We start from the raw sequence: 21,115 nt of genomic DNA, 5'->3' as shown, positions 1-21,115 counted from the left end.
AGATTGTCCTTTGGCGCTGCCGAAGCACCGGCTGCCACGCATCCCGACAATCAGAACATGAAAAAAAATGTAGCAACCATCCGGGACGTCGCCGCAGCGGCCGGCGTCTCGACCGCCACCGTATCGAAGTTCGTCAACGGCGCGCAGCGCTTCTCGCCGGCGGTGGAGGCGACCATCAAGGAAGTCATCGCCCGGCTGGGCTACCGCTCCAACCCGTTGGCGGCGTCGATGATCACCGGGCGCACCAAGAGCATCGGCCTGTCGGTGCTGGACGTGGCCAATCCCCACTTCACCAGCATCGTCAAGGGCGCCAACCGCGTCGCGCTGGCGCACGGCTATACGCTGCTGCTGGTCGACACCGAGGAAAACCCGGACCGCGAACGGCCCTTGCTGGAGGCGTTGAGTCGCCGGGTGGACGGCATCATCATGTTCTCGCGCATGCTGGAAGCGGAGATGGACTGGGTGATGGAGCTGGGCAAGCCGCTGGTGTATTTCGGCCGCCTGTCGCGGCTGGAGATTCCATGGGTGATCAGCGACGACCACCGCGGCGCCTACATGCTGACGCGGCACCTGGTCTCGCTGGGGCACAAGCGCATCGGCTACCTGCGCTTTCCGCGCTCGCGGCGCGACGAAGAGCGCCTGGCCGGCATCCGCGCCTGCCTGGCCGCGCATGACCTGGAGCTGACCGTGTACGAAGGCGGCGCGCCGACGGCGGCCGAAGGCGAGCGCGTATGCTCGTCCATCATGCTGGGCGCCGAGCACCCGGATGCGCTGATCTGCTACAACGACTTGATGGCGCTGGGCTTCATGAAAGCGGCGCAGACGCTGGGTTTCAGGTTGCCGGAGCAGCTGTCGGTGGCGGCCTTCGACAACATCGAATACGGCCAATACACCTCGCCGGCGCTGACCACGGTGGACCTGCAGAGCGAGCGCATGGGCGTGGCCGCGATGGAAAAGCTGATCGCCGCGATCGACGGCAAACCCGCCCCCGCCACCACGATGATCGAACCGCAGTTGATCCTGCGCGGCTCGACCATCAAGCGCTAAAAACCGGGGTTGTTTTTAGAACAGTTGGCTGACGTCCGGACGGGTGGCCAGGGCCGCCTGCACCACGGCCGTGACGCGGGCGCGGTCGGCGCCTTGCAGCGGCTGGCGTGGACGGCGCACGAACTCGTTGCCGACGCCGGCCAGCGTTTCCACCAGCTTCAGGTTCTGTACCAGCTTGGTCGACACGTCCAGGTGCATCAGCGGCATGAACCACTGGTACAGCTTGAGCGCTTCATCCCAACGCTTGGCTTTCATCAGCTTGTACAGCGCCACCGTCTCTTTCGGGAAGGCCACCACCAGGCCGGCCAGCAAGCCGTCCGCGCCCACCGCCAGGCCTTCGAACGACAGATCGTCCACGCCCATGAACAGCTGGTAGCGGTGGCCGACGGCGTTGCGCAGGTCGGTGATGCGGCGCACGTTGTCGGTCGATTCCTTGATCGCGACGATCCATTCGCAATCATCCAGTTCCTTGAAGTCTTCCGGCGTCAGGTCCACCTTGTAGGAGACCGGGTTGTTGTAGACCATGATGGGCAGCTGCGCCGCCTTGGCGATCACGCGCAGGTTGTCCATCGCTTCGCGCGAGTCGGCCGCGTACAGCACCGACGGCATCACCATCAGGCCCTGCACGCCCATTTCATGCGCCTTCTCGACGAAGCGGCAGGCGGTGGCGGTGCGCGTTTCGCTGACGTTGACCAGCACCGGCACGCGGCCGGCGGCGACGTTCAGCGCGGTCTGGGTGACGGCCAGCTTCTCGTCGAACGACAGCGTGCTGGCTTCACCCAGCGAACCGCAGGTCAACAGCCCGTGTACACCGCTGTCGATCTGGAAGGAAAAGTGCTTCTCCATTTCGGCGTGGTCGAGATCCTCGTTCTCTTTGAACTTGGTCGTTACTGCGGGGAAGACCCCTTCCCATTTTGCTGCTGCCATGCTGTTCTCCTTGTGATGAATCGGTTGTGGTTAATGCGTGAATTAATCGTCGATGATGCTGGCGATGCGGGCCGGTGAAATCGGCATCCGCACCGCGTCCGGTCGCCAGCCGTACAGCAGTTCGGTGGCGCCGCCGCAGATGCGTCCCTGGCACGGCCCCATGCCGCAGCGCGTTTGCAGCTTGGCGCTGCGCCAGCTGGTGTGCGTGCGCAGCTCGCTGTGGCAGACGTCTTCGCAGCGGCAGACGATGGTGTCGTCGCCGGCCAGCTTCAGTAGTTCCGGCCGCAGCGCAAAGGCGCGCTCCAGCCTTGCCGCGAATTTCTTCCAGCGCGCGCGTTCAGCGTACAGCTGCCGCGCGGCGGTGAACTGGCGGGTGGCCGCCAGGCCGGCGATGCAGCCTTCGGCCAGCGCCAGGTCCACGCCGCCGACGCCCGTCCCTTCGCCGGCGCAGTACACGCCGAACACGGAGGTCAACTGGTCGTCGTCGACCAGCACCGTCGTTTGCCGCTGGTTCGACGCGGTGACGCAACCCAGCGCCTGCGCCAGTTCGACATTGGGCAGCAGGCCGTAGCCGCAGGCCAGGTAGTCGCATTGCAGCGCTTCCAGCTCGCGCGCGCCGCCGCGCTGGATCAGGATTGATTGCAGCGCGCCGTCGCCCAGCGCCGAGTGCACATGGCTGCCGCGCAGATACGGGACGCCGCTCAGCTGCGCGGCCAGTTGCAGCGCCTGGGTAATCTTGGACGGCGTCGCCAGCAGGCCGAAGCCGAAGCGGGCCAACGCCGGCAAGGGCGCCTGCTCGATGATGGCGACAATTTCCGCACCCTTGGCGCGCAGCGTCGCGGCCACCGCCAGCAGCAACGGGCCGCTGCCCGCCACCACCACGCGCTTGCCCTGCACCGGATAGCCGCCCTTGGCCAAGGCCTGCAAGCCGCCGGCGCCGGTCACGCCGGGCAGGGTCCAGCCGGGGAAGGGCAGCAGCCGCTCGCGCGCGCCGGTGGCCAGTATCAGTTTTTCGTAGTGCAGCGTGGCCGACGACGATGGCGTCTGCACTTGCAGCTGCTGCGGCGCCGGCGCGTACAGCACGCGCGTCTGCGGCAGGTAGGTCAGGTTGGGCGCGGCGCGCAGGTCGCTCCACATTCTTTGCGCGCGCTGGTCCCGCTGTTGTTCCGGGCCGCCGCGCCAGATCTGGCCGCCGGCCAGCGGGTTGTCGTCGACCAGGCAGACCTGCGCGCCGTGCGCCACGGCGGCATGCGCGGCCGCCAGTCCGGCCGGTCCGGCACCGATCACCAGTACGTCGTAGCGGGTCATGGCCGCTCCTCGCCGGTGGTGACGCGCATGCCGTCGGCGCACAGCGTCTGGCATGACAATTGGTGCATGCGGCCGTCGATGGTGACACGGCATTCCTGGCACACGCCCATGCCGCACAAGGGCGCGCGCGCCGTGCCGCGAACCGAGCGCCGGGTGACGGTGCTGCCGGCCATGGCGATCGCCGCAGCCACGCTGACGCCTTGCGCCACTTGCAGATCGCGGCCGTTGATGTTGAGGACGACGTCAGTCATTGAAACGTCCCGGTAAGTATGGGGCGGTGGGGATGCGCGTGCTGTCGCCGGTCATTTGCGCGGCCAACAGCTGCGCCGTCGCCAGCGAGGTGGTGATGCCCAATCCTTCGTGTCCGGTCGCCAGCCACAGTCCGCGCCGCGCGGCGTGGGGGCCGATCAGCGGCAGGCCGTCCGGGGTGGCGGCACGCAGGCCGGTCCAGCAGCGCAGCACGTTCAATTGCGCCAGGGCTGGCGTGAACGCGGCGGCATGGCGCAGCATGCGTTGCAGCATGGCCGGCTCCACCGCCAGGTCGATTGTGTCGAACTGGCGGGAGGAGCCGATCAGTACTTGTCCGGTAGGACGGGGCTGCAAATTGAACGCGACCGAATCGCCGCTGGCGGCGTGGGCGCTTTTGATGTATCCCAGTTCCACCAGCTGGTGGTGGACAAAGCCGGGATAGCGGTCGGTGATGGCGATGTGTCCTTTTTTCGGCTGCACCGGCAGTTCCGGCACCAGCGTGGCCGAACGCGAACCGGCGGCCAGCACCACGTGCTGCGCCTGGTGGCGCGCGCCGTCGGCCAGCAGCACGCCGTTGTCTTCGATCGCGGCCACGCTGCCGCGCAGCGTGGTGGCGCCGCGGCGGATCGCCCGGTCCAGCAGGATGCGCGCGCTCTTGGGCGGATAGACCAGGCCATCGCCGGAGACCAGCAGGCCGCCGGCCAGGCCGGTGCGCAATTGCGGTTCGCGTGCATACAGCGCGGCAGGCGCCAGCAGTTCGCAGGCGATGCCGTAGGCGCTCAGTGTGTCGGCCTTGGCGCGCGCCGCTTGCATTTCTTCTTCGTCCGCGGCGACCCAGATGGTGCCGCAGCGGCTGTACTCATGGCGTTGCGGCAGGTCGCCCACCAGCGAATTCCACAAGGAGACCGAATACGCCGACAACGCCAGCTCCGCCGGGTTGTCGTCCATGACCACCAGGTGTCCCATGCCGGCAGCGGTCGCGCCGCTGCCGGGCATGTCCTGTTCGATCACCATCACCCGCAGGCCGCGCTGGCTGAGCGCATCCGCACAGGCAGCACCGACGATGCCGGCGCCGATGACGATCACGTCGTTCTGGCTCACCGTATGCCCCATACGAAAGGATCGGTTGGATCGAGGATCAGCTGCGCCTGCGAGTTCACCCATGCCCGGCCGCGGATGCTGGGGATCAGCTGCTCGCCGCGATAGCGGTAGGAGGCCTCGAATACGCTGCCGATCACGCTTTCCTGCTTCCACAGCGCGCCCTCGGCCAGCTTGCCGTCGGCCGCCAGGCAGGCCAGCTTGGCGCTGGTGCCGGTGCCGCAAGGCGAGCGGTCGTAGGCCTTGCCGGGACAGAGCACGAAGCTCTGGCTGTCGGCGCCGGTGCGCGATGGCGCGAACAGTTCGATATGGTCGATCAGCGCGCCGCCCTCGCCGGTGATGCCGGCTTTTTCCAGCGCCGCGCCGACGGCCACCGTGTAGGCGGTCAGCGCCTCGACGTTACCAACCCCCAGTTCCAATCCGTGACCGGAAACCAGGAAGAACCAATTGCCGCCCCACGCCACGTCGCCGGTGACCGGGCCGTGGCCCGGCACTTCGACCGTGACCTGGGTCTGGCTGCGATAGGAGGCCACGTTGTCCACCGTGACGCTGCCGTCGGCATGCAGCTCCGCCTCGACCACGCCGACCGGTGTATCGATGCGGTGGCGGCCGGCGCCGATGCGGCCCATGAAGGCCAGCGACGCGACCAGGCCGATGGTGCCGTGGCCGCACATGCCGAGGTAGCCGACATTGTTAAAGAAGATGACGCCTGCGGCACAATCGGCCTCGTAGGGCTGGCACAGCAGTGCGCCGACCAGCACATCCGAGCCGCGTGGTTCGCACACCACGGCGGAACGGAAGCGGTCGTGCTGGCGTTTCAGCAGGGCGAGCCGCTCGCTGAGCGGTCCTTGGCCCAATTCCGGGCCGCCGTCGGTCACCAGGCGGGTCGGTTCGCCGCCGGTGTGGGAGTCGATGATGGAGATGGTTTTCATGCTCAAATCTTAAGCTTCCTGAGGCCCGCTGTCTTGCATCTCCTGCGCATGATCGATGACGAAATCTGCATAACAGCGATAAAACAGGAGACGCCGCCCGGCGCCGCTGGCACAATCGCCTTCATGCATAAAGAACTCCCTCACGACGACGCCCGGCGCGCCCTGGGCATGGACATCGCCGATCCCTTTTTTGCCGAAGCGTTGTTCGACGCGCTGCCGGACGTGGTCTTCTTCGTCAAGGACGTCGAGTGCCGCTATATAGTGGTCAATCAGACGTTGGTGCAGCGCTGCGGCCAGCGGCACAAGGCGGCGCTGATCGGCCGCACCCCGGCCGAGGTGTTCGCGCGGCCGTTCGGCCAGACCTACCTGGCGCAGGACATGGCGGTGCTGGCCGGCGGCAGCGATATCGAAGACCAGCTGGAACTGCACCTGTATCCCAACCGCGATCCCGGCTGGTGCCTGACCCGCAAGACCGCGCTGCGCGACGCCGACGGCCGCATCGTCGGCCTGACCGGCGTGTCGCGCGACCTGGCGATGGCGGACAAGAAGAACCCCGCCTACCGCAAGGTGGCGGCGGCGGTGAACCTGATCCACCAGGAATACGGCCAGGCCTTGCCGCTGGCCGAACTGGCGCGCACGGCCAATATGTCGGTGGCGCAGATCGAGCGCTACTTCCTGCGCATCTTCCACCTGACGCCGCGCCAGATGATCATCCAGACCCGCGTCGATGCCGCCTCGCGCCTGCTGAAGGGCGCCGCCAGCGTGGCGGAGATCGCCCAGGCCTGCGGCTACGGCGACCATTCCGCCTTCACGCGCCAGTTCAAGGCCACCACCGGCGTCACGCCGACCCAGTACCGGCAGCTGGCGGTGGCGGGCAAGAACGGCTAGCGTGGTCACACCGGCGGGCGGACGTCGGCCAGTTCGGCGCGGTTGCGTCCCATCTGCTTGGCGCGGTAAAGGGCGGCGTCGGCCTGCTTGAGCAGGTCGGCGGCGGCGCTATCGGCATCCGGCACCGTCACGGCGACACCGACGCTGACCGTGACGACGCCGTAGGGCGACAAGGCATGGGGCATGCGCAGCGCCTCGACTACTTCGCACACCATGAAAGCCATCTTGTGCGCGTGTTCGGCATCGGTCGACTGCGAGATCACCGCGAATTCTTCGCCGCCGTAGCGCGCGACAAAATCGCCGCTGCGCCGCACCTGCGCGGCCAGCGCCTGCGCCACCATGCGCAGCACCTCGTCGCCGGCCTGGTGGCCGTAGTGGTCGTTGTATTGCTTGAACAGGTCCACGTCCAGCATCGCCACCGCCAGCGGCTGGCTGCCGCGCCAGGCGCGGCTCCATTCGGCGCTCAGCATTTCGTCGAAGCGGCGCCGGTTGGCGATGCCGGTCAGGCCGTCGGTGGCGCTCATCGCGGCCAGCAGCTGGTTCGATTGTTCGAGTTCCCGCGTGCGTTCCTGGACCCGGCTTTCCAGTTCGCTCTCGCGCATGCGCAGTTCGTTGAGCATGACGGCGAAGCCGATGCCGACGATGCACAAGGTCAGGATGAACTCCTGGGCGTGCAGCGTCTCCAGGTACACCGGCATGTCGCCGAAGGGCTTGAAGTGGGCCGTCATCGTCATCGCCATGCCGAGCGAAATCAGGGCCACGAACAGCGTCGTCATGCGGATGCCGAAGCGGAAGGCGATGACCGCCACCGCCGGCAGCAGCAGGGTAGGGGTGACGGGGAAGCCGTCGATGGTGCCGCCCTGAGCGAACAGCACGGCCGTCGCCAGCATCAGCGTCAGCGCCAGGCCGGCGTCGTCCAGCCATGTGCGCCGCCGTCGCTGGCGGCGAGGGTAGGTGAAGGCCAGCAGCAGCGGCGTGTAGATCAACAGCCCGAGGGCGTCGCCGAACCACCACAGGCGGGCCAGCGTCAGGTAGGGCGTGGTATCGCCGCCGATCTGCTGCATCACGACCGCCGCCATCAGCGCGGCCGCCAGCGTGCCGGCGATCGGCCCGGCCACCACAAAGCGCAGCAGGTCCTGCGTGCGTTGCAGGCGGAAGGTGGCGCCGCTGCGGCGCATCAGCAGGAACGAGAGCATCACTTCGAACAGGTTGATGACGCTGAGCAGGACCGCTTCATGCAGGGGAAAGGTGCCGAGATTGCCCAGGATGTCGGAGCCGAAGGTCAGCGCCGCCATCAGCGGCGCGCGCTGGCCGTTGAAGCGTACCAGCGCCGCCAGCAGCACCGCGTTCGGCAGCCAGACCACCACCACTTTTTCCGGCGTGACGGCGCAGAACAGCGTCAGTTTGACGCTGGCGAAATGGAGCAGGAACAGAAGTACGCAGAACAGCCAGCCAGGCCGTTCCCAGAACGTGGCACGTTTGATCATCAGCTGCCTTTGCGGAGGGAGGCAACCGGCGCGGCGGTCGGTTCACGCTAGATTGCCCCGCAACGGCAGCGCTGTCAATCCCCGCCGGCTTGGGCGGCCAGCGCGCGCTCTTCATCGTTGGCGTGGTGCCGGTCCCAGGCCTGCAGGCGCGGCGCCATCAGGTGGCGCCACAGCGGCGGCACCATCGCCACCAGCATGGTCGACAGGTAACCGCCGATCATCATCGGCGCTTCCGGGTAGGGATGCAGGTCCTGGTAAGGCAGGCCGGCGCGCGCGTGGTGGTGGGAGTGGCGCGTCAGGTTGAACATGGTCCAGGAGCTCAGGCGCTTGTTGGTGTTCCACGAGTGGCGCGGCTGCACCGGCCTGGCCGGATTGCGCACCAGCCCATAGTGCTCCATGTAGTTGACCACTTCCAGCATGGCCTTGCCCCACAGCGCGCAGGCGGCGAAGAACAGCGTCGCCGCGGTGTCGCCCCAGAACCATGCCGCGGCCAGCAGCAGTACGCTCATCAGGTGGCCGCGTATCACCATGTTGTGCCGGCTGTACTGGCGATGGCCGCGCCGTTCCAGGCGCTTGCGCTCCAGCTTCCACGCGCTGATGTTGCCCTTGATGGTGGAGCAGACGATGTGCCAGTAGACGTTGCGTCCGCGCGGCGCGGTGGCCGGGTCCTCGCGGGTGGAGACGTAGCGGTGGTGGCCGTACACATGCTCGATGGCGAAGCCGGTGTCGAAGCTGAAGGCCAGCAGCCAGCGGCCGATCAGCAGCGATGCCGGCTCCCTGGTGCGGTGGACCAGTTCATGCGCGGTGATGGTGCCTATCGTGCCTATCATCAGGCCGGTTAGCACCACGGCGGCGCCCAGTTGCAGCGGCGTGGCGTAGCGGCCGGCGATGAAGCTGTCCAGTGCCGCGCCGACGATCAGCAACAACAGCGGCAACGCCAGCCACAGTTGGCCGGTCAGGATGGCGTGATGGCGCAGCGAGGGCGTGCTCAGATCGTCGCCGCCCAGCAGGTCGCCCAGCACGTAGAACAGCACCACGCCCAGCAGCGACGCCGCGACCGTGTCGCCGCCCGTGTACAGCGCGGCGGCGGCCAGCAGGCCGACCACATGGAACAGGCAAAACTTCAGGTAGTGCAGGACGTTCATCGGCGCGGTCTCCTTGTTGTTATTACGTCCATTGTAGGCAGCGTGGCGGCGTCCAGGGGAGGTGCCGGATTGACATGCAGGGGTTATTTATTGACAATCGTTCGATCTCTATTCAGGCGCTCCCCATGCAGGCAAACGACCACACGCTGGCAAGCAGCTACCTGCGCCAGATCGCCGAGCAAATCGGCAGCATGGGCGGCGACGTCGGCGACTGGCTGGCGCGCAGTGGCCTGCGCGCGGAACAGCTGGACGACGGTGAGCTGGCCGTGTCGTTCCCGGTGTTCCGCCAGTTGGTGCTGGATTCGGTGGCGCTCACCGGCGAGCCGGCCATGGGCCTGCTAGTGGGCGACCGCATGCGCGAGCACACCCATGGCATCCTCGGCTACGCCGCCATGAACAGCGCCACGCTGCGCCAGGCGCTGGAACTGCTGGAGCGCTTCTTCACGTTGCGCACGACGATGATCTCGATCGACTTCGAACAACTGGGCGACGAGTTCCGAGTGCGCCTGCATGAACGCATTCCGCTGGGCGATATCGCGCGGCCGGTGCTGGAGGCGGCGCTGCTGGCGTTTAAAAACGTATTGGACTTCATCGCACGCGGCGCGTATCAATGCCGCGGCGTGGCCTTCCAGTTCGTCGCGCCGGCCGATGCGCCGCTGGCGCGCGAGCTGTTTCGCTGCGAGGTTCAGTACGGACAGGATTGGACCGGCATGGTGCTGCCGTCGGCGGCCATCGACGTGCCGTTGCGGGTGGGCGATCCGGCCACGTTCGGGCATGCGGTGCAGATCTGCCAGCGGGAGCTGGACAAGCTGGCGGCGCAGGTTTCGCTGAGCGCGCGCGTGCAGCGACTGATGCTGGAGCAGCGCACCAGCTTCCCGTCGCTGCAACTGACGGCGCGGCTGCTGTGCATGACGCCGCGCACCCTGCACCGACGCCTGCTGGAGGAGGGCAGTTCGTACAAGCAGATACTGGAACAGGTGCGCCGCATGCTGGCGCTGGAATACCTGCGCGCCGGGCAGCTGAGCGTGCAGGAGATCAGCTACGCGTTGGGCTACACCGACGTCGCCAATTTCCGGCGTGCCTTCAAGCGCTGGGAATCGGTGCCGCCGTCGGCGCGACGCTGACGATTTGTGGCATTATTGGCATGTCTGACTTCACAACATCAACGGAGACCAGCATGGCGAATAAAGCGATCGTATTGACGACGGAGGCGCTGCGGCGCCGTTCCTTTCTGCGGCAGGCCGGCACGATAGGCGCTGCCGCTGCATTCGGCAACCCGGTGCTCGGCGCGCTCGCGGCGCAGCCGGGCCGCGTCACGCTGCCGTTCGAAAACGGCGAGCGCGAACTGGTCGCCTATCCGCAGAAGCGGCCGCTGATCCTGCTCACCGCCCGTCCGCCGCAACTGGAAACGCCGTTCAGCGTGTTCAACGAATCGGTGATCACGCCCAACGACGCCTTCTTCGTGCGCTACCACTGGAGCGGCATCCCGACCTCCATCGACCCGCAGACTTATCGCCTGCGCGTCGGCGGCAACGTCAATACGCCGCTGGAGCTGTCGCTGTCCGACCTGCGCCAGATGGCCGACGCGACCGAGTTGGTCGCCGTGGTCCAGTGTTCCGGCAACAGCCGTGGCCATTTCGAGCCGCGCGCCAATGGCGGCCAGCTGTCGAACGGCGCCATGGGCAACGCCCGCTGGACCGGCGTCCCGCTGCGCAAGGTGCTGGAGAAGGCGGGCGTGAAGGCCGGCTCGGTGCAGGTCGCGTTCAACGGCCTCGATACGCCGCCGCTCGGCGACGGCCCCGATTTCGTCAAGGCGCTCAATCTCGATCATGCGCTGGACGGCGAAGTGATGCTGGCCTGGCAGATGAACGGCGCCGACCTGCCGATGTTGAACGGTTATCCGCTGCGCCTGATCGTACCCGGCTACTACGGCACCTACTGGGTCAAGCACCTGTCCGACATCACCGTGACCGACAAGGTATTCGATGGCTTCTGGATGAGCACCGCCTATCGCATCCCGGACAACCAGTGTGCCTGCACCGAGCCGGGCAAGGCGCCGGCCAAGACCGTGCCGATCAACCGCATGAATGTGCGCTCCTTCGTCACCAGCCTGACCGAAGGCATGCACGTCAAGACTGGACAACAGACGGTGGTGCGCGGCATCGCCTTCGACGGCGGCTATGGGGTGAACGAAGTGGCCTTCTCCGCGGACGGCGGCAAGAACTGGCAGGCCGCGCAGCTGGGCAAGGACCTGGGCAAGTACTCGTTCCGTGTATGGAGCGCGGCGTTCACGCCCAGGCAGAAGGGCGGCCACGAACTGATGGTGCGGGCGGTGAATCGCATCGGCCAGGGCCAGCCCGCCAGCGCCTTGTGGAACCCGCCCGGCTACATGCGCAATGTGATCGAATCGACGCGCATCGTCGCCGTTTAAGGAGAGCCCCATGATGATCCGTTCCCTGCTTGCCGCCGGCCTGATGATGGCTGCCCCCGCGTTCGCGCTCGACATCGACCTGCCGTCTGAAACCGCGCTGTTCAAACCCAGCACGCTGCCAGGATATGCGCTGGTCCAGAACAACTGCATGATCTGCCACTCGGTGCATTACATCCAGTCGCAACCGCCGGCATCGCCCCGCGCTTATTGGGAAGCCACGGTGAAGAAGATGAAGAAGCCGTTCGGCGCCCAGTTTTCGGACGCCGACATTCCCGACATGGTGGACTACCTGGTCAAGACTTACGGCGCCGAACGCGCGGCTCCGGCACGGCCTGCTGCCATGACGAAATAAGGCCGCGCATATGCAAAAAGGGCGATAACTCATCGAGTTATCGCCCTTCGAAATTCTTGGTGGTGATAGGTGGACTTGAACCACCGACCCCAGCATTATGAATGCTGTGCTCTAACCAACTGAGCTATATCACCTGCAACGCCCAGCATTATGGGGGTTGGCGCCTTCGCTGTCAACGACCGTCCCGAAAATTTTTTAAAAATGTGAATCGCGTCGCCAAAAGATAGTCAAATTGGTATGCTGTTTTGAGCATTTTATTAACGGAGACGTTATGGCGACCAATATCTTTGTGAACCTCCCCGTGCGCGACTTGGCCGCCTCGGTCAAGTTCTTCACTCATCTGGGCTATTCCTTCAACCAGCACTACACCGACGAGGGCGCCACCTGCATGATCGTGGCGGAAAATATCTTCGTCATGCTACTGGTCGAGGAGCGCTTCAAGAGCTTCACGCCAAAACCGATCTGCGACGCTCATACTTCAACCGAGGTGCTGGTCTGCCTGCAGGTGGAGTCCCGCGAGCAGGTCACGTCCATGGTCAACAAGGCCATCGAAGCCGGCGGCAGCGCCTACAAGGAACCGCAGGACCACGGCTTCATGTACGGCCACGGCTACCAGGACCTCGACGGCCATTTGTGGGAAATCATTTATATGGATTCCGCGCCGCGGAAAACCTAGCCCAGCTTCTCGCCGATCCGCGCCAGCATCGCGCTGGCCGGATCGGCGCCCAGGCAGTCGAGCACCACGCGCTCCGGCATGGAGCGCAGCCACGTCAGCTGGCGTTTGGCCAACTGGCGCGTGGCGATGATGCCGGTCTCGCGCATCGTCTTGTAGTCGATGGTGCCGTCCAGGTATTCCCACGCCTGGCGATAGCCCACGCAGCGCATCGACGGCAGGCCGGGATGCAGGTCGCCGCGCCGGCGCAGCACTTCCACTTCGGTGATCAGGTTACCGTCCGGGCTTTCTTCCAGCATGATGTCGAAGCGGCGCGCGATACGCTCGTGCAGCACGGCGCGGTCCGACGGCTCGAGCGCGAACGACAGCAGCTCGAACGGCAGCTCTGTCTTTTCCTTCAACGCCAGCAGTTCCGACATCGGCTTGCCGCTCAGGGCGCAGATCTCCAGCGCGCGCTGGATGCGTTGCGCGTCGGCCGGCGCCAGGCGGGCGGCGGTTTCGGGATCGAGCACTGCCAGCTTGGCGTGCATGGCCGGCCAGCCGATGCGGGCCGCTTCCTCTTCCAGTTCGGCGCGCAGCGCGGGATCGGCGCCGGGCAGGTCATCGAGGCCGTCGGCCAGTCCCTTGAAGTACAGCATGGTGCCGCCCACCAGCAAGGGCAGCTTGCCGCGCGCGACGATCTCGTCGACCAGCCGCAGCGTATCGTTGCGGAACTGCGCCACCGAATACGAATCGAGCGGATCGAGGATGTCGATCAGGTGATGCGGCGCGGCGGCGCGTTCTTCGCGCGTGGGCTTGGCGGTGCCGATGTCCATGCCGCGATACACCAGCGCGGAATCGACCGAGATAATCTCCGACGGAATGCGCTGCGCGATCGCCAGCGCGGACGCCGTCTTGCCGGACGCCGTAGGCCCCATGATGGCGACCGCCAGCGGTTTTGAAGCGTGAGTGTTCATGTTATTGACCGCGCAGGAACAGCTTGTCGAGCGCGCCGATTTCCACCTGCACCCAGGTCGGGCGGCCGTGGTTGCACTGGTCGGCGCGTTCGGTCATTTCCATCTGGCGCAGCAGGGCGTTCATCTCCTGCGTCGACAGGATGCGGTTGGCGCGCACCGCCGTGTGGCAGGCCAGTGTGCCCAGCAGCTCGTTCTGGCGCTCGATCAGCACCCGCGAGCCGCCGAATTCGCGCACGTCGCGCAGCACGTCGCGCGCCAGCGTCTGGGCGTCGGCGTTCTTCAGCAGCACCGGCACCGAGCGCACCGCCAGCGTGGTCGGCGACAGCGTGGCGATGTCGAAGCCCAATGCCTGCAAGGTCTCCTGGTGTTCCGAGGCGGTGGCCACTTCCACCGTGTCGGCGTAGAAGGTGACGGGGATCAGCAGCGGCTGCACCTGCATCTCTTCGCCGGCGACGCGGCTATCGAGCGCGGTTTTCAGTTGTTCGTACAGGATGCGCTCGTGCGCGGCGTGCATGTCGACCAGCACCATGCCCTTGTTGTTCTGCGCCAGAATGTAGATGCCGTGCAGCTGCGCCAGCGCGAAGCCGAGCGGGAATTCTTCCTGCGCCATCGCCGCCGGGGAGACGCTGAACGGGCTGGCCTGCGGCAGCGCCATGTCCGATTCGGCGCGGTAGCCGGTGACGGGGCCGGAGCCGCCGAACAGGGCGCCGTATTTTTCCGTGCTCTGGGAGACGCCGCCTTCGCTGCCGCCAAAGCGCGGCGCGCCGAAGCCTGCGCCTGCACCGCTTGCACCGCCGTCACGCGAGCCGAATGGCGACGGCGAGAACGTCGGTGAATAGTCAGGCGCCAGCAATGGTCCGAACGAAGTCTGTTCGCCGCGCCAGGCGCCGCTGCCCAGGCTTTCGGCCGCCGGCAGCGGCGACGGCACGCTGCCGTGCGAAGTGGCCGAGGTCTGCGCCAGCGCGCGCTGCACCGCGTGGAACACAAACTGGTGCACCGCGCGGCTGTCGCGGAAGCGCACTTCGATCTTCGATGGATGGACGTTGACGTCCACCAGCGCGGGATCGAGGTCGAGCGCCAGCACGTAGGAAGGGAAGCGGTCGCCGTGCAGCACATCCTGGTAGGCCGCCTTGACGGCGTGCACCAGCACCTTGTCGCGCACGAAGCGGCCGTTCACGTAGAAGAACTGGCCGTCGGCGCGGGCCTTGGAGGCGGTCGGCAGGCCGGCGTAGCCGTGCAGGCGCAGCGGGCCGGCGCTTTCGTCGATCGGCAGGCGCGCCTCGGCAAAGCCGTCGCCGAGGATGTGGGCGCTGCGCTTGGCCATCTCGCTGACGTTCCAGTGGTCGATGGTGCGGCCGTTGTGGCTGAGCGAGAACGACACGTCCGGCCGCGCCAGCGCGATGCGGCGCACGACTTCGGCGCAGTGGCCGAATTCGGTCTGCTCGGATTTGAGGAACTTGCGGCGCGCCGGCGTGTTGAAGTACAGGTCCTGCACGTCGACCGTGGTGCCCTGGGCGCCGGACGACGGCGCCACCGCGCCGTTGTGCGAGCCGACGATTTCCCACGCATGGGCGGCGTCGGCGGTGCGCGAGGTCAGCGTGACGGCGGCCACCGAGGCAATCGAGGCCAGCGCCTCGCCGCGGAAGCCCAGCGTGCCGACGTTTTCCAGGTCGTCCAGCGAGGCGATCTTGGAGGTGGCGTGGCGCGCCAGCGCGAGCGGCATCTGCTCGGGCGGGATGCCGCGGCCGTTGTCGGTGATGGCGATGCGTTTGACGCCGCCTTCCTCCAGCCGCACGGTGATCTGGGTGGAGCCGGCGTCGAGCGCGTTTTCCAGCAGCTCCTTGACCACGGCGGACGGCCGTTCGACCACCTCGCCGGCGGCGATCTGCGAAATCAGCTGGTCAGGCAAGGCCTGGATGGGACGGGGAGTGCGGGGGGAAGTGTCGGGCGCGTTCATCCTGAGATTATAACTGCTCGCCGCGCCCGCCCCCCGCCGGGCTTAGTCTTTTGGATGCTCGCGCACGGGAATCGGCGCATTGCACAGCTCAACGTAATGCGGCGTGAATTTGTTCCACGGGCCGCCACGGTTGCGCGCCGCGTCGACCACGTCCTTGTAGATAGGCGCGTCGCTGCGCATCACCTCCAGGTGGCTGCGCTCCGCCTCCGGCACATCCGCCTCCAGCCGCACCGATTTGATCGGCATGCGGGCCTCGCTGGCGCCGTAGAAGCCCATCGCCTCGCTGCCGCGCGGCAGTCCGGCCAGCAGCGGCATGCCCGAGACCACCCGGCCCACCAGCGTGATATTGCGGTCCAGGTGGCGCGGCGCGTTGCCGGTGACGGCATACAGCTCGGCGCCGCTGCCGCTGTCGGTGTCGTTGTCGCGGCCCACGCCGACCATGCCGTAGCAATGCGCCAGCCAGGTGGTCTTGGCCTTGGGATCGCGGCCGACCGGGAAGCCGTTCGAATGGCCGATCTGCGGCGCGTAGCCGTCCGCGTCCTGCTGGCGCACGAAGTGCTTGTCGTTCGCCATCGGCACCGTGAACTCGCCCGGCACCTTGGCCTTGGCCGATCCCAGCGACTTGGGCGTGGTTTCAGCGTTCGGGTCGCCCCATTGCGCCACGTAGTTATCCTGCGAGCGCAGCATGGCCAGGCCGTCGAAATACCCTTCCTTGACCAGCGTCTTGATGTTGGCGGTGCCCAGCGGCGCGAAATCCGGCGCCAGCTCGATCACCACGCGGCCGCTGGGCAGCTCCATGTACAGGGTGTTGTTGGGGTCCAGCGGACGCCAGTCGGAGGGCTTGGACAGCTTGACGACGTCGCCGGCGCTGGGGCGGACCGGCAGGTCGGCGGCGTGCGCCAAAGTGGCCAGGCTGATCGCCAGGGCGGAGAGGGGAAGGGCGCGAAACGGGTGGGTCAGGGACATCCATTATCTCCTTGGTTGGTCGCGCCTGCTTGTTGCGGACGCTCGGGGGGATTGTAAACTGGATATCACCGGTCTGGAAACTTCCGCGACCGGGGCAAGGGTGGTGTATGATTCCGGCGCAGACTTTATGGGAAGAATATGGATTTTATGCAATTTTTTGACATGATCCTTCATGTCGACAAAACACTGGAAGTACTGATTCAGCAATACGGAACCTTGGTCTATGCCGTGCTGTTCGCGATTATCTTTTGCGAAACCGGGCTGGTCGTGCTGTTCTTCTTCCCAGGCGATACGCTGCTGTTCATTGCCGGCGCCCTGTGCGCGCTGGGCGAAATGAATCTGTTCCTGCTGATGCTGCTGTTGATGACCGCGGCCGTCACCGGCAACACGCTCAATTACTGGATAGGCGAGGCCATCGGGCAGCGCGTGTTCACCCACGACTACCGCTGGCTCAACAAGGAAGCGCTGCGCCGCACCCACGAATTCTTTGAAAAACACGGCGGCAAGACCATCGTGCTGGCGCGTTTCGTGCCGGTGGTGCGCACCTTTGCCCCGTTCGTGGCCGGCGTGTCGGACATGACCCATGCCCGCTTCCAGATGTACAACATCACCGGCGCCGTGCTGTGGGTGGCGCTGTTGACCACGGCAGGCTACTTCTTCGGCAACATCGCCATCGTGCGCGAACACCTGACCGAGATCGTGCTGTTCGGCGTCGGCATCGCCGTGGTGCCGATGGCGCTGGGCGGCATGTGGAAGCTGTCGCGCCGCATGCTGGGCCGCTGAGCGTGCCGTTCTGTAAATAAAGTCCTTCAGAAAGGCCCGGCCCGCTCAAGTTTTGCCCAAATGCATCCGTATACCAGTATGTAATTCTTTTCTTCCTGGATACAAATGCGACCTCTCCTCACCCTGATTGCCTGCTGCTGCGTCCTCGCGACCGCTAGCGCTGCAAACGATCCGCTGATTTCGCCTTCGACGAAATCGGCGGTGGGTGGCGCTACCGGATCGATCGCGTCCATCCGTCCCAACAGTCCAGCTTCGTCCAGCGCTTCCGCCTCCGGCGGTTCTTCCAGCACATCGTCGCCGACCCGCAAGATGTCCGAGCGCGAGCGCGAGGCCGAGGCGGAATCCGACCTGTCGGCCAAGATCGCGGCGCGCCTGGCCATCATGCGCGCCAACCAGCAGGCCCGCGCCGCCGCCGCGGCCAAGGCCAGGAAGGTCGCCGCCGCCGCGCCGGTGGTGCCCAAGGTGTACAGCAACCACTGGTCGTACGAGGGCGAGAACGGCCCGGCCAACTGGGGCAGGATCAATCCCGAGTGGGCCAAGTGCGGCACCGGCAACCGCCAGTCGCCGATCGACATCCGCGACGGCATGAAGGTCGAGCTGGAACAGATCACCTTCGACTACCATCCCTCTTCGTTCAACGTGACCGACAACGGCCACACGGTGCAGGTCATGCTCGGCAGCGGCAATTTCATCACCGTGAACAACCGCATGTATGAGCTGATCCAGTTCCACTTCCACCGGCCGTCGGAGGAGCGCATCAACGGCAAGGGCTACGAGATGGTGATGCACCTGGTGCACAAGGACGGCGAAGGCAAGCTGGCCGTGCTGGCGCTGCTGCTGGAGCGCGGCAAGCCGCAGCCGGTGATCCAGACGGTGTGGAACAACCTGCCGCTGGAGAAGCTGGAAACGCTGGCGCCATCGACCGTGCTCGATCCGATGGACCTGCTGCCGGCGCGCCGCGACTACTTCACGTTCATGGGATCGCTGACCACGCCGCCGTGTTCCGAGGGCGTGTTGTGGCTGGTGATGAAAGAGCCGGTGCAAGCCTCGCCGGCGCAGATGGCGCTGTTCAGCCGCCTCTATCCACTCAATGCGCGGCCTATCCAGCCGGGTTCCGGCCGCATCATCAAAGAGTCGAACTAAAGACCTGAGCTAATCCGCGGTGATGCGGTGGTTGCCGGTCCACGTGGCGCCGGCGGCCAGCTGCTGCTGGTCGATGCGCGCCGGTTCGATGCAGACGAAGCGCAGGTACTCGTCGTCGGCCAGGTCCACCAGCGCCTTGGCGTCGTCCTGGCCCGGATTCCACACCACCCAGTTGTCGTAGCCCTGCTGCTCCAGGCGCAGCGTGGCGTTGGCCGTGTTCAGCGTCAGCGTCGGCGTCGACTGGTACAGGCGGTCCAGCTTCTCGGTGAAGTGCAGCGCTGGATGCTGCTGCGTCAGCGTCTCCTGGTGATGGTCGGTGCAGCGTATGTGCTGCAAGCCGCTGATGCTGGTCGCGGCCAGTTGGCCGACGTCGAAATAGGTGTGCAGCGCGACGCCGAAAGGGAAGTCCTGTGCGCCGCTGTTATGCACGGTGAACTGCGCGTCGAGCGACTCGCCGTGCAGCGTGAAGCGCAGCGTCAGTTCGAAGGCGTGCGGCCAGGCTTGCGCGTGTTCCGGCGCCAGGTCGTTCTGATTCAGGCTCAATTCCAGGAAGGACTGGCCGCCGTCGCCGCCGCTGCCGGTCAGGCGCCAGGTGCTGACGCGGGCGAAGCCGTGGCGCAGGCCGGGGCCGCGCACATTAAACTGCGGGAAGATCACCGGCACGCCGCCGCGTATGGCCTTGCTGCCGTCGAGCGGCGTCTGCGCGCTGACGAACAACCGCTCCTTGCCGTCGCCGGTTTTCCATGACAGCAGGTGGGCGCCGAACAGCGACACCGTCGCCTGGCTGCCGTCGGCCGCCGTGATCTGTACTGCCGGCAGTTTGCCGTATTCCGTGTTGGTTATGACAGCCATGTCTCGTCCGTTTTAATTAAGTCAGCCGGTTCTTTGCCAGCGGTGGGTTCTTCGCGAAATAACGCCGTATGCCCTTGACGATGGCATCGGCCAATTGGTTCTGGTAGCCGTCGTCGAGCAGCTTGGCTTCTTCTTCCGGGTTGGAGATGAAGGCGGTCTCGATCAGGATCGACGGTATGTCCGGCGCCTTCAGCACCGCGAAGCCGGCCTGTTCGACCGAGCCTTTGTGCAGGCGGTTGATGCCGCCGATCTCGCCCAGCACCGACTTGCCCAGCCGGAGCGAATCGTTGATCTGCGCCGTGGTCGACAGGTCCAGCAGCACGCTGGCCAGCTGGCGGTCCTGGGTCTTGACGTTGACGCCGCCGATGGTGTCGGCCAGGTTTTCCTTGTCCGCCAGCCAGCGCGCCGCCGACGAACTGGCGCCTTTTTCCGACAGCACGAACACCGACGAGCCGCGCGCGGTGGGCTGCACGAAGGCGTCCGCGTGGATCGAGACGAACAGGTCGGCCTGCACCTTGCGCGCCTTGTCGACGCGGGTGCCGAGCGGCACGAAGTAGTCGCCGTCGCGCGTGAGCATCACGCGCATATTGGGGAATTCCTCGATCTTGTCCTTCAGGCGCTTGGCGATGGCCAGCACGATGTCCTTCTCGCGGCTGCCGTTCTTGCCCGACGCGCCGGGGTCTTCGCCGCCGTGGCCGGGGTCCAGCACCACGGTCAGCATGCGTACCAGCTTGCTGTTCTTTTCGACGGTTTTCAGTTCGTTCTTCAGTTCCGCGCGCGGCTCGGCCTTGGTGTTGGGCTTGAGCGCTTCCAGCTGCGCTTGCGGCGCGTTGGCGAGGGCCTCGGCTTCGGAGGCTTTTAGCGGCGGCATGTCGCCCTTGGGCGCGCTGCCGGTGGCGGCCGCGCTGGACGGCGGCAGCTTGCCGTCGCTCGACCAGTCGCCTTTTTCGATCATCGCGGCGATCGGGTCGACCGGCTTGACCGGATACAGGTCGAAGATCAGACGGTGCTTGTAGTTGCCGGCCGGGGCCAGCGTGAACACCTGCGGCGTGACTTCTTCCTTCAGGTCGAACACCAGGCGCACCACGTTGGGCCGGTTCTGGCCCACGCGCACCTGCTTGATGTACGGGTCGTTGGACTGGATCTTGGCGACCAGGCTTTTGAGCGTGGGGTTCAGCTCCAGGCCTTCGATGTCGACCACCATGCGCTCCGGGTCCTTGACGATGAAGTGGGTGGCCTTGAGCGCGGCGTCGTTTTCCAGCGTGACGCGGGTGTAGTCCTCCGCCGGCCAGACCCGCACCGCCAGGATCTGCGCGGCGTAGGCGCGGATCGGCGCCACCACGGAAAGCAGCAGCGTGGCGCCGGCCTTGAGGACGGTGCGGCGTGAAACAGGTGGGTTTTTTAAGCCCTTGTTCACATGTTCGGGGCGAATTTGAGGCGTTGAAGGCATGAGTTACCCAGGGCGGTGGACGCCTGCAATTCTACATCACGGCCGTTGCCGGCCACAGTCAGAAACAGGTTGATATCGGCGGCAGGCAGCACGCGGTCGGCCTTTTCGGGCCATTCGACGATGCAGATGTTGTCGCCGTTGAAGTCTTCCCGGAAGCCGGCGTCGAGGAATTCCTCCGGGCTGCCCATGCGGTACAGGTCGAAGTGGATCACGCTGACCTTGCGGCCGCCGAGCTCGATCGCATACGGTTCGGACAGGGTATAGGTCGGGCTCTTGACCGTGCCCACATGGCCGGCGGCGTGCAGCAGGGAGCGGGTGAGGGCGGTCTTGCCGGCCCCCAGGTCGCCGTGCAGGTAGATCACCAGGCCGGGCGCCAGGGCGCGCGCCAGGGCCGTGCCCAGGGCGGCGGTGCCGGCTTCGTCATGGAGATGGGCTTGGAAGTGCTGCATCAATTAGAATGTCGTGTTGGTT

The 21,115-nt window shown here is 66.0% G+C and carries 21 protein-coding genes and 1 tRNA gene; 8 read left to right on the top strand and 14 right to left on the bottom strand.

Annotation, left to right across the window (positions count from 1 at the left end; all coding sequences use genetic code 11):
- Positions 1-57: 57 nt before the first annotated feature.
- The gene (locus tag AC07OK_RS09360; protein WP_494690053.1) at positions 58-1,047 is read left to right on the top strand and encodes a LacI family DNA-binding transcriptional regulator; all 990 of its coding nucleotides are present in this window, start codon (positions 58-60) and stop codon (positions 1,045-1,047) included.
- A 15-nt stretch (positions 1,048-1,062) separates the two neighbouring features.
- On the opposite strand, the gene AC07OK_RS09355 is transcribed toward AC07OK_RS09360, so the two are convergent.
- Genes AC07OK_RS09355 through AC07OK_RS09335 form a run of 5 tightly spaced genes read right to left on the bottom strand, consistent with a single transcriptional unit; the run spans position 1,063 to position 5,561 of the window.
- On the bottom strand, positions 1,063-1,974 hold the full coding sequence (locus tag AC07OK_RS09355) for a dihydrodipicolinate synthase family protein (protein WP_494690052.1): 912 nt from the start codon (positions 1,972-1,974) through the stop codon (positions 1,063-1,065).
- 42 nt (positions 1,975-2,016) lie between these two features.
- Positions 2,017-3,282 carry an FAD-dependent oxidoreductase gene (locus AC07OK_RS09350; protein ID WP_494690051.1) on the bottom strand — a complete coding sequence of 422 codons (1,266 nt, stop codon included), beginning with the start codon at positions 3,280-3,282 and terminating at the stop codon, positions 2,017-2,019.
- Complete coding sequence (locus AC07OK_RS09345) at positions 3,279-3,533, bottom strand: (2Fe-2S)-binding protein (RefSeq protein ID WP_494690050.1); 255 nt, start codon at positions 3,531-3,533, stop codon at positions 3,279-3,281. Before AC07OK_RS09345 ends, AC07OK_RS09350 begins: the two co-directional genes overlap by 4 nt.
- A complete protein-coding gene (locus AC07OK_RS09340) occupies positions 3,526-4,644 on the bottom strand; it encodes an NAD(P)/FAD-dependent oxidoreductase (RefSeq protein WP_494690049.1) in 1,119 nt (372 codons plus the stop codon). Before AC07OK_RS09340 ends, AC07OK_RS09345 begins: the two co-directional genes overlap by 8 nt.
- The gene (locus AC07OK_RS09335; protein WP_494690048.1) at positions 4,629-5,561 is read right to left on the bottom strand and encodes a 4-hydroxyproline epimerase; all 933 of its coding nucleotides are present in this window, start codon (positions 5,559-5,561) and stop codon (positions 4,629-4,631) included. Before AC07OK_RS09335 ends, AC07OK_RS09340 begins: the two co-directional genes overlap by 16 nt.
- A gap of 123 nt (positions 5,562-5,684) precedes the next feature.
- Between AC07OK_RS09335 and AC07OK_RS09330 the strand changes: the two genes are divergently transcribed.
- A complete protein-coding gene (locus AC07OK_RS09330) occupies positions 5,685-6,449 on the top strand; it encodes a helix-turn-helix domain-containing protein (protein WP_494690047.1) in 765 nt (254 codons plus the stop codon).
- Between the two features lie 5 nt (positions 6,450-6,454).
- On the opposite strand, the gene AC07OK_RS09325 is transcribed toward AC07OK_RS09330, so the two are convergent.
- Positions 6,455-7,936 carry a sensor domain-containing diguanylate cyclase gene (locus AC07OK_RS09325; RefSeq protein ID WP_494690046.1) on the bottom strand — a complete coding sequence of 494 codons (1,482 nt, stop codon included), beginning with the start codon at positions 7,934-7,936 and terminating at the stop codon, positions 6,455-6,457.
- A 74-nt stretch (positions 7,937-8,010) separates the two neighbouring features.
- Entirely contained in the window at positions 8,011-9,081 is a 1,071-nt protein-coding gene (locus AC07OK_RS09320; RefSeq protein ID WP_494690045.1) for an alkane 1-monooxygenase, read from the bottom strand.
- Between the two features lie 125 nt (positions 9,082-9,206).
- On the opposite strand from AC07OK_RS09320, the gene AC07OK_RS09315 reads away from it, so the two are divergent.
- From AC07OK_RS09315 to sorB, 3 genes are read left to right on the top strand one after another with little or no spacing between them, the layout of a single operon-like run.
- Positions 9,207-10,205, top strand: a complete 999-nt coding sequence (locus AC07OK_RS09315; RefSeq protein WP_494690044.1) for an AraC family transcriptional regulator — start codon at positions 9,207-9,209, stop codon at positions 10,203-10,205.
- A 53-nt stretch (positions 10,206-10,258) separates the two neighbouring features.
- Positions 10,259-11,512 (top strand): SorA family sulfite dehydrogenase catalytic subunit, encoded by a 1,254-nt coding sequence (gene sorA / locus AC07OK_RS09310; RefSeq protein WP_494690043.1) that lies wholly within the window; start codon positions 10,259-10,261, stop codon positions 11,510-11,512.
- A 10-nt stretch (positions 11,513-11,522) separates the two neighbouring features.
- Positions 11,523-11,864, top strand: a complete 342-nt coding sequence (gene sorB, locus AC07OK_RS09305; protein WP_494690042.1) for a SorB family sulfite dehydrogenase c-type cytochrome subunit — start codon at positions 11,523-11,525, stop codon at positions 11,862-11,864.
- 57 nt (positions 11,865-11,921) lie between these two features.
- On the opposite strand, the gene AC07OK_RS09300 is transcribed toward sorB, so the two are convergent.
- Positions 11,922-11,998, bottom strand: a tRNA-Met gene (locus tag AC07OK_RS09300).
- Between the two features lie 137 nt (positions 11,999-12,135).
- Here AC07OK_RS09300 and AC07OK_RS09295 point away from each other — a divergent pair.
- Positions 12,136-12,540, top strand: coding sequence for a VOC family protein (locus tag AC07OK_RS09295; protein ID WP_494690041.1), 405 nt, complete (start codon positions 12,136-12,138; stop codon positions 12,538-12,540).
- On the opposite strand, the gene miaA is transcribed toward AC07OK_RS09295, so the two are convergent.
- Genes miaA through AC07OK_RS09280 form a run of 3 tightly spaced genes read right to left on the bottom strand, consistent with a single transcriptional unit; the run spans position 12,537 to position 16,416 of the window.
- On the bottom strand, positions 12,537-13,493 hold the full coding sequence (gene miaA / locus AC07OK_RS09290; protein WP_494690040.1) for a tRNA (adenosine(37)-N6)-dimethylallyltransferase MiaA: 957 nt from the start codon (positions 13,491-13,493) through the stop codon (positions 12,537-12,539). The genes AC07OK_RS09295 and miaA overlap by 4 nt on opposite strands.
- 1 nt (position 13,494) lies before the next feature.
- The gene (gene mutL / locus AC07OK_RS09285; RefSeq protein WP_494690039.1) at positions 13,495-15,450 is read right to left on the bottom strand and encodes a DNA mismatch repair endonuclease MutL; all 1,956 of its coding nucleotides are present in this window, start codon (positions 15,448-15,450) and stop codon (positions 13,495-13,497) included.
- Positions 15,451-15,492: 42 nt separating this feature from the next.
- Entirely contained in the window at positions 15,493-16,416 is a 924-nt protein-coding gene (locus AC07OK_RS09280; protein ID WP_494690038.1) for a peptidylprolyl isomerase, read from the bottom strand.
- Positions 16,417-16,554: 138 nt separating this feature from the next.
- Between AC07OK_RS09280 and AC07OK_RS09275 the strand changes: the two genes are divergently transcribed.
- Together AC07OK_RS09275 and AC07OK_RS09270 are read left to right on the top strand one after the other, a co-directional pair.
- Positions 16,555-17,199 carry a VTT domain-containing protein gene (locus AC07OK_RS09275; protein ID WP_494690037.1) on the top strand — a complete coding sequence of 215 codons (645 nt, stop codon included), beginning with the start codon at positions 16,555-16,557 and terminating at the stop codon, positions 17,197-17,199.
- Between the two features lie 105 nt (positions 17,200-17,304).
- Positions 17,305-18,342: a carbonic anhydrase gene (locus tag AC07OK_RS09270; RefSeq protein WP_494690036.1), complete on the top strand. Its 1,038-nt coding sequence runs from the start codon at positions 17,305-17,307 to the stop codon at positions 18,340-18,342.
- 9 nt (positions 18,343-18,351) lie between these two features.
- Here AC07OK_RS09270 and AC07OK_RS09265 read toward each other — a convergent pair whose 3' ends face one another.
- Genes AC07OK_RS09265 through tsaE form a run of 3 tightly spaced genes read right to left on the bottom strand, consistent with a single transcriptional unit; the run spans position 18,352 to position 21,093 of the window.
- Positions 18,352-19,194 (bottom strand): D-hexose-6-phosphate mutarotase, encoded by an 843-nt coding sequence (locus tag AC07OK_RS09265; protein ID WP_494690035.1) that lies wholly within the window; start codon positions 19,192-19,194, stop codon positions 18,352-18,354.
- 16 nt (positions 19,195-19,210) lie between these two features.
- Positions 19,211-20,644, bottom strand: coding sequence for an N-acetylmuramoyl-L-alanine amidase (locus AC07OK_RS09260; RefSeq protein WP_494690034.1), 1,434 nt, complete (start codon positions 20,642-20,644; stop codon positions 19,211-19,213).
- Entirely contained in the window at positions 20,608-21,093 is a 486-nt protein-coding gene (gene tsaE, locus AC07OK_RS09255) for a tRNA (adenosine(37)-N6)-threonylcarbamoyltransferase complex ATPase subunit type 1 TsaE (protein ID WP_020701250.1), read from the bottom strand. The genes AC07OK_RS09260 and tsaE overlap by 37 nt, the downstream gene beginning before the upstream one ends.
- Positions 21,094-21,115: the final 22 nt, after the last annotated feature.

This window comes from Duganella sp. GW821-FHT07G03 (genome assembly GCF_059418605.1).
The sequence above is the reverse complement of the archived record's forward strand: the minus strand, read 5'-3'. Positions and strand labels throughout refer to the sequence as shown.

Coding starts and splice junctions, on each gene's coding strand:
- AC07OK_RS09360 (WP_494690053.1), top strand. CDS start 58: ATGAAAAAAAATGTAGCAACCATCCGGGACGTCGCCGCAGCGGCCGGC.
- AC07OK_RS09355 (WP_494690052.1), bottom strand. CDS start 1,974: ATGGCAGCAGCAAAATGGGAAGGGGTCTTCCCCGCAGTAACGACCAAG.
- AC07OK_RS09350 (WP_494690051.1), bottom strand. CDS start 3,282: ATGACCCGCTACGACGTACTGGTGATCGGTGCCGGACCGGCCGGACTG.
- AC07OK_RS09345 (WP_494690050.1), bottom strand. CDS start 3,533: ATGACTGACGTCGTCCTCAACATCAACGGCCGCGATCTGCAAGTGGCG.
- AC07OK_RS09340 (WP_494690049.1), bottom strand. CDS start 4,644: ATGGGGCATACGGTGAGCCAGAACGACGTGATCGTCATCGGCGCCGGC.
- AC07OK_RS09335 (WP_494690048.1), bottom strand. CDS start 5,561: ATGAAAACCATCTCCATCATCGACTCCCACACCGGCGGCGAACCGACC.
- AC07OK_RS09330 (WP_494690047.1), top strand. CDS start 5,685: ATGCATAAAGAACTCCCTCACGACGACGCCCGGCGCGCCCTGGGCATG.
- AC07OK_RS09325 (WP_494690046.1), bottom strand. CDS start 7,936: ATGATCAAACGTGCCACGTTCTGGGAACGGCCTGGCTGGCTGTTCTGC.
- AC07OK_RS09320 (WP_494690045.1), bottom strand. CDS start 9,081: ATGAACGTCCTGCACTACCTGAAGTTTTGCCTGTTCCATGTGGTCGGC.
- AC07OK_RS09315 (WP_494690044.1), top strand. CDS start 9,207: ATGCAGGCAAACGACCACACGCTGGCAAGCAGCTACCTGCGCCAGATC.
- sorA (WP_494690043.1), top strand. CDS start 10,259: ATGGCGAATAAAGCGATCGTATTGACGACGGAGGCGCTGCGGCGCCGT.
- sorB (WP_494690042.1), top strand. CDS start 11,523: ATGATGATCCGTTCCCTGCTTGCCGCCGGCCTGATGATGGCTGCCCCC.
- AC07OK_RS09295 (WP_494690041.1), top strand. CDS start 12,136: ATGGCGACCAATATCTTTGTGAACCTCCCCGTGCGCGACTTGGCCGCC.
- miaA (WP_494690040.1), bottom strand. CDS start 13,493: ATGAACACTCACGCTTCAAAACCGCTGGCGGTCGCCATCATGGGGCCT.
- mutL (WP_494690039.1), bottom strand. CDS start 15,450: ATGAACGCGCCCGACACTTCCCCCCGCACTCCCCGTCCCATCCAGGCC.
- AC07OK_RS09280 (WP_494690038.1), bottom strand. CDS start 16,416: ATGTCCCTGACCCACCCGTTTCGCGCCCTTCCCCTCTCCGCCCTGGCG.
- AC07OK_RS09275 (WP_494690037.1), top strand. CDS start 16,555: ATGGATTTTATGCAATTTTTTGACATGATCCTTCATGTCGACAAAACA.
- AC07OK_RS09270 (WP_494690036.1), top strand. CDS start 17,305: ATGCGACCTCTCCTCACCCTGATTGCCTGCTGCTGCGTCCTCGCGACC.
- AC07OK_RS09265 (WP_494690035.1), bottom strand. CDS start 19,194: ATGGCTGTCATAACCAACACGGAATACGGCAAACTGCCGGCAGTACAG.
- AC07OK_RS09260 (WP_494690034.1), bottom strand. CDS start 20,644: ATGCCTTCAACGCCTCAAATTCGCCCCGAACATGTGAACAAGGGCTTA.
- tsaE (WP_020701250.1), bottom strand. CDS start 21,093: ATGCAGCACTTCCAAGCCCATCTCCATGACGAAGCCGGCACCGCCGCC.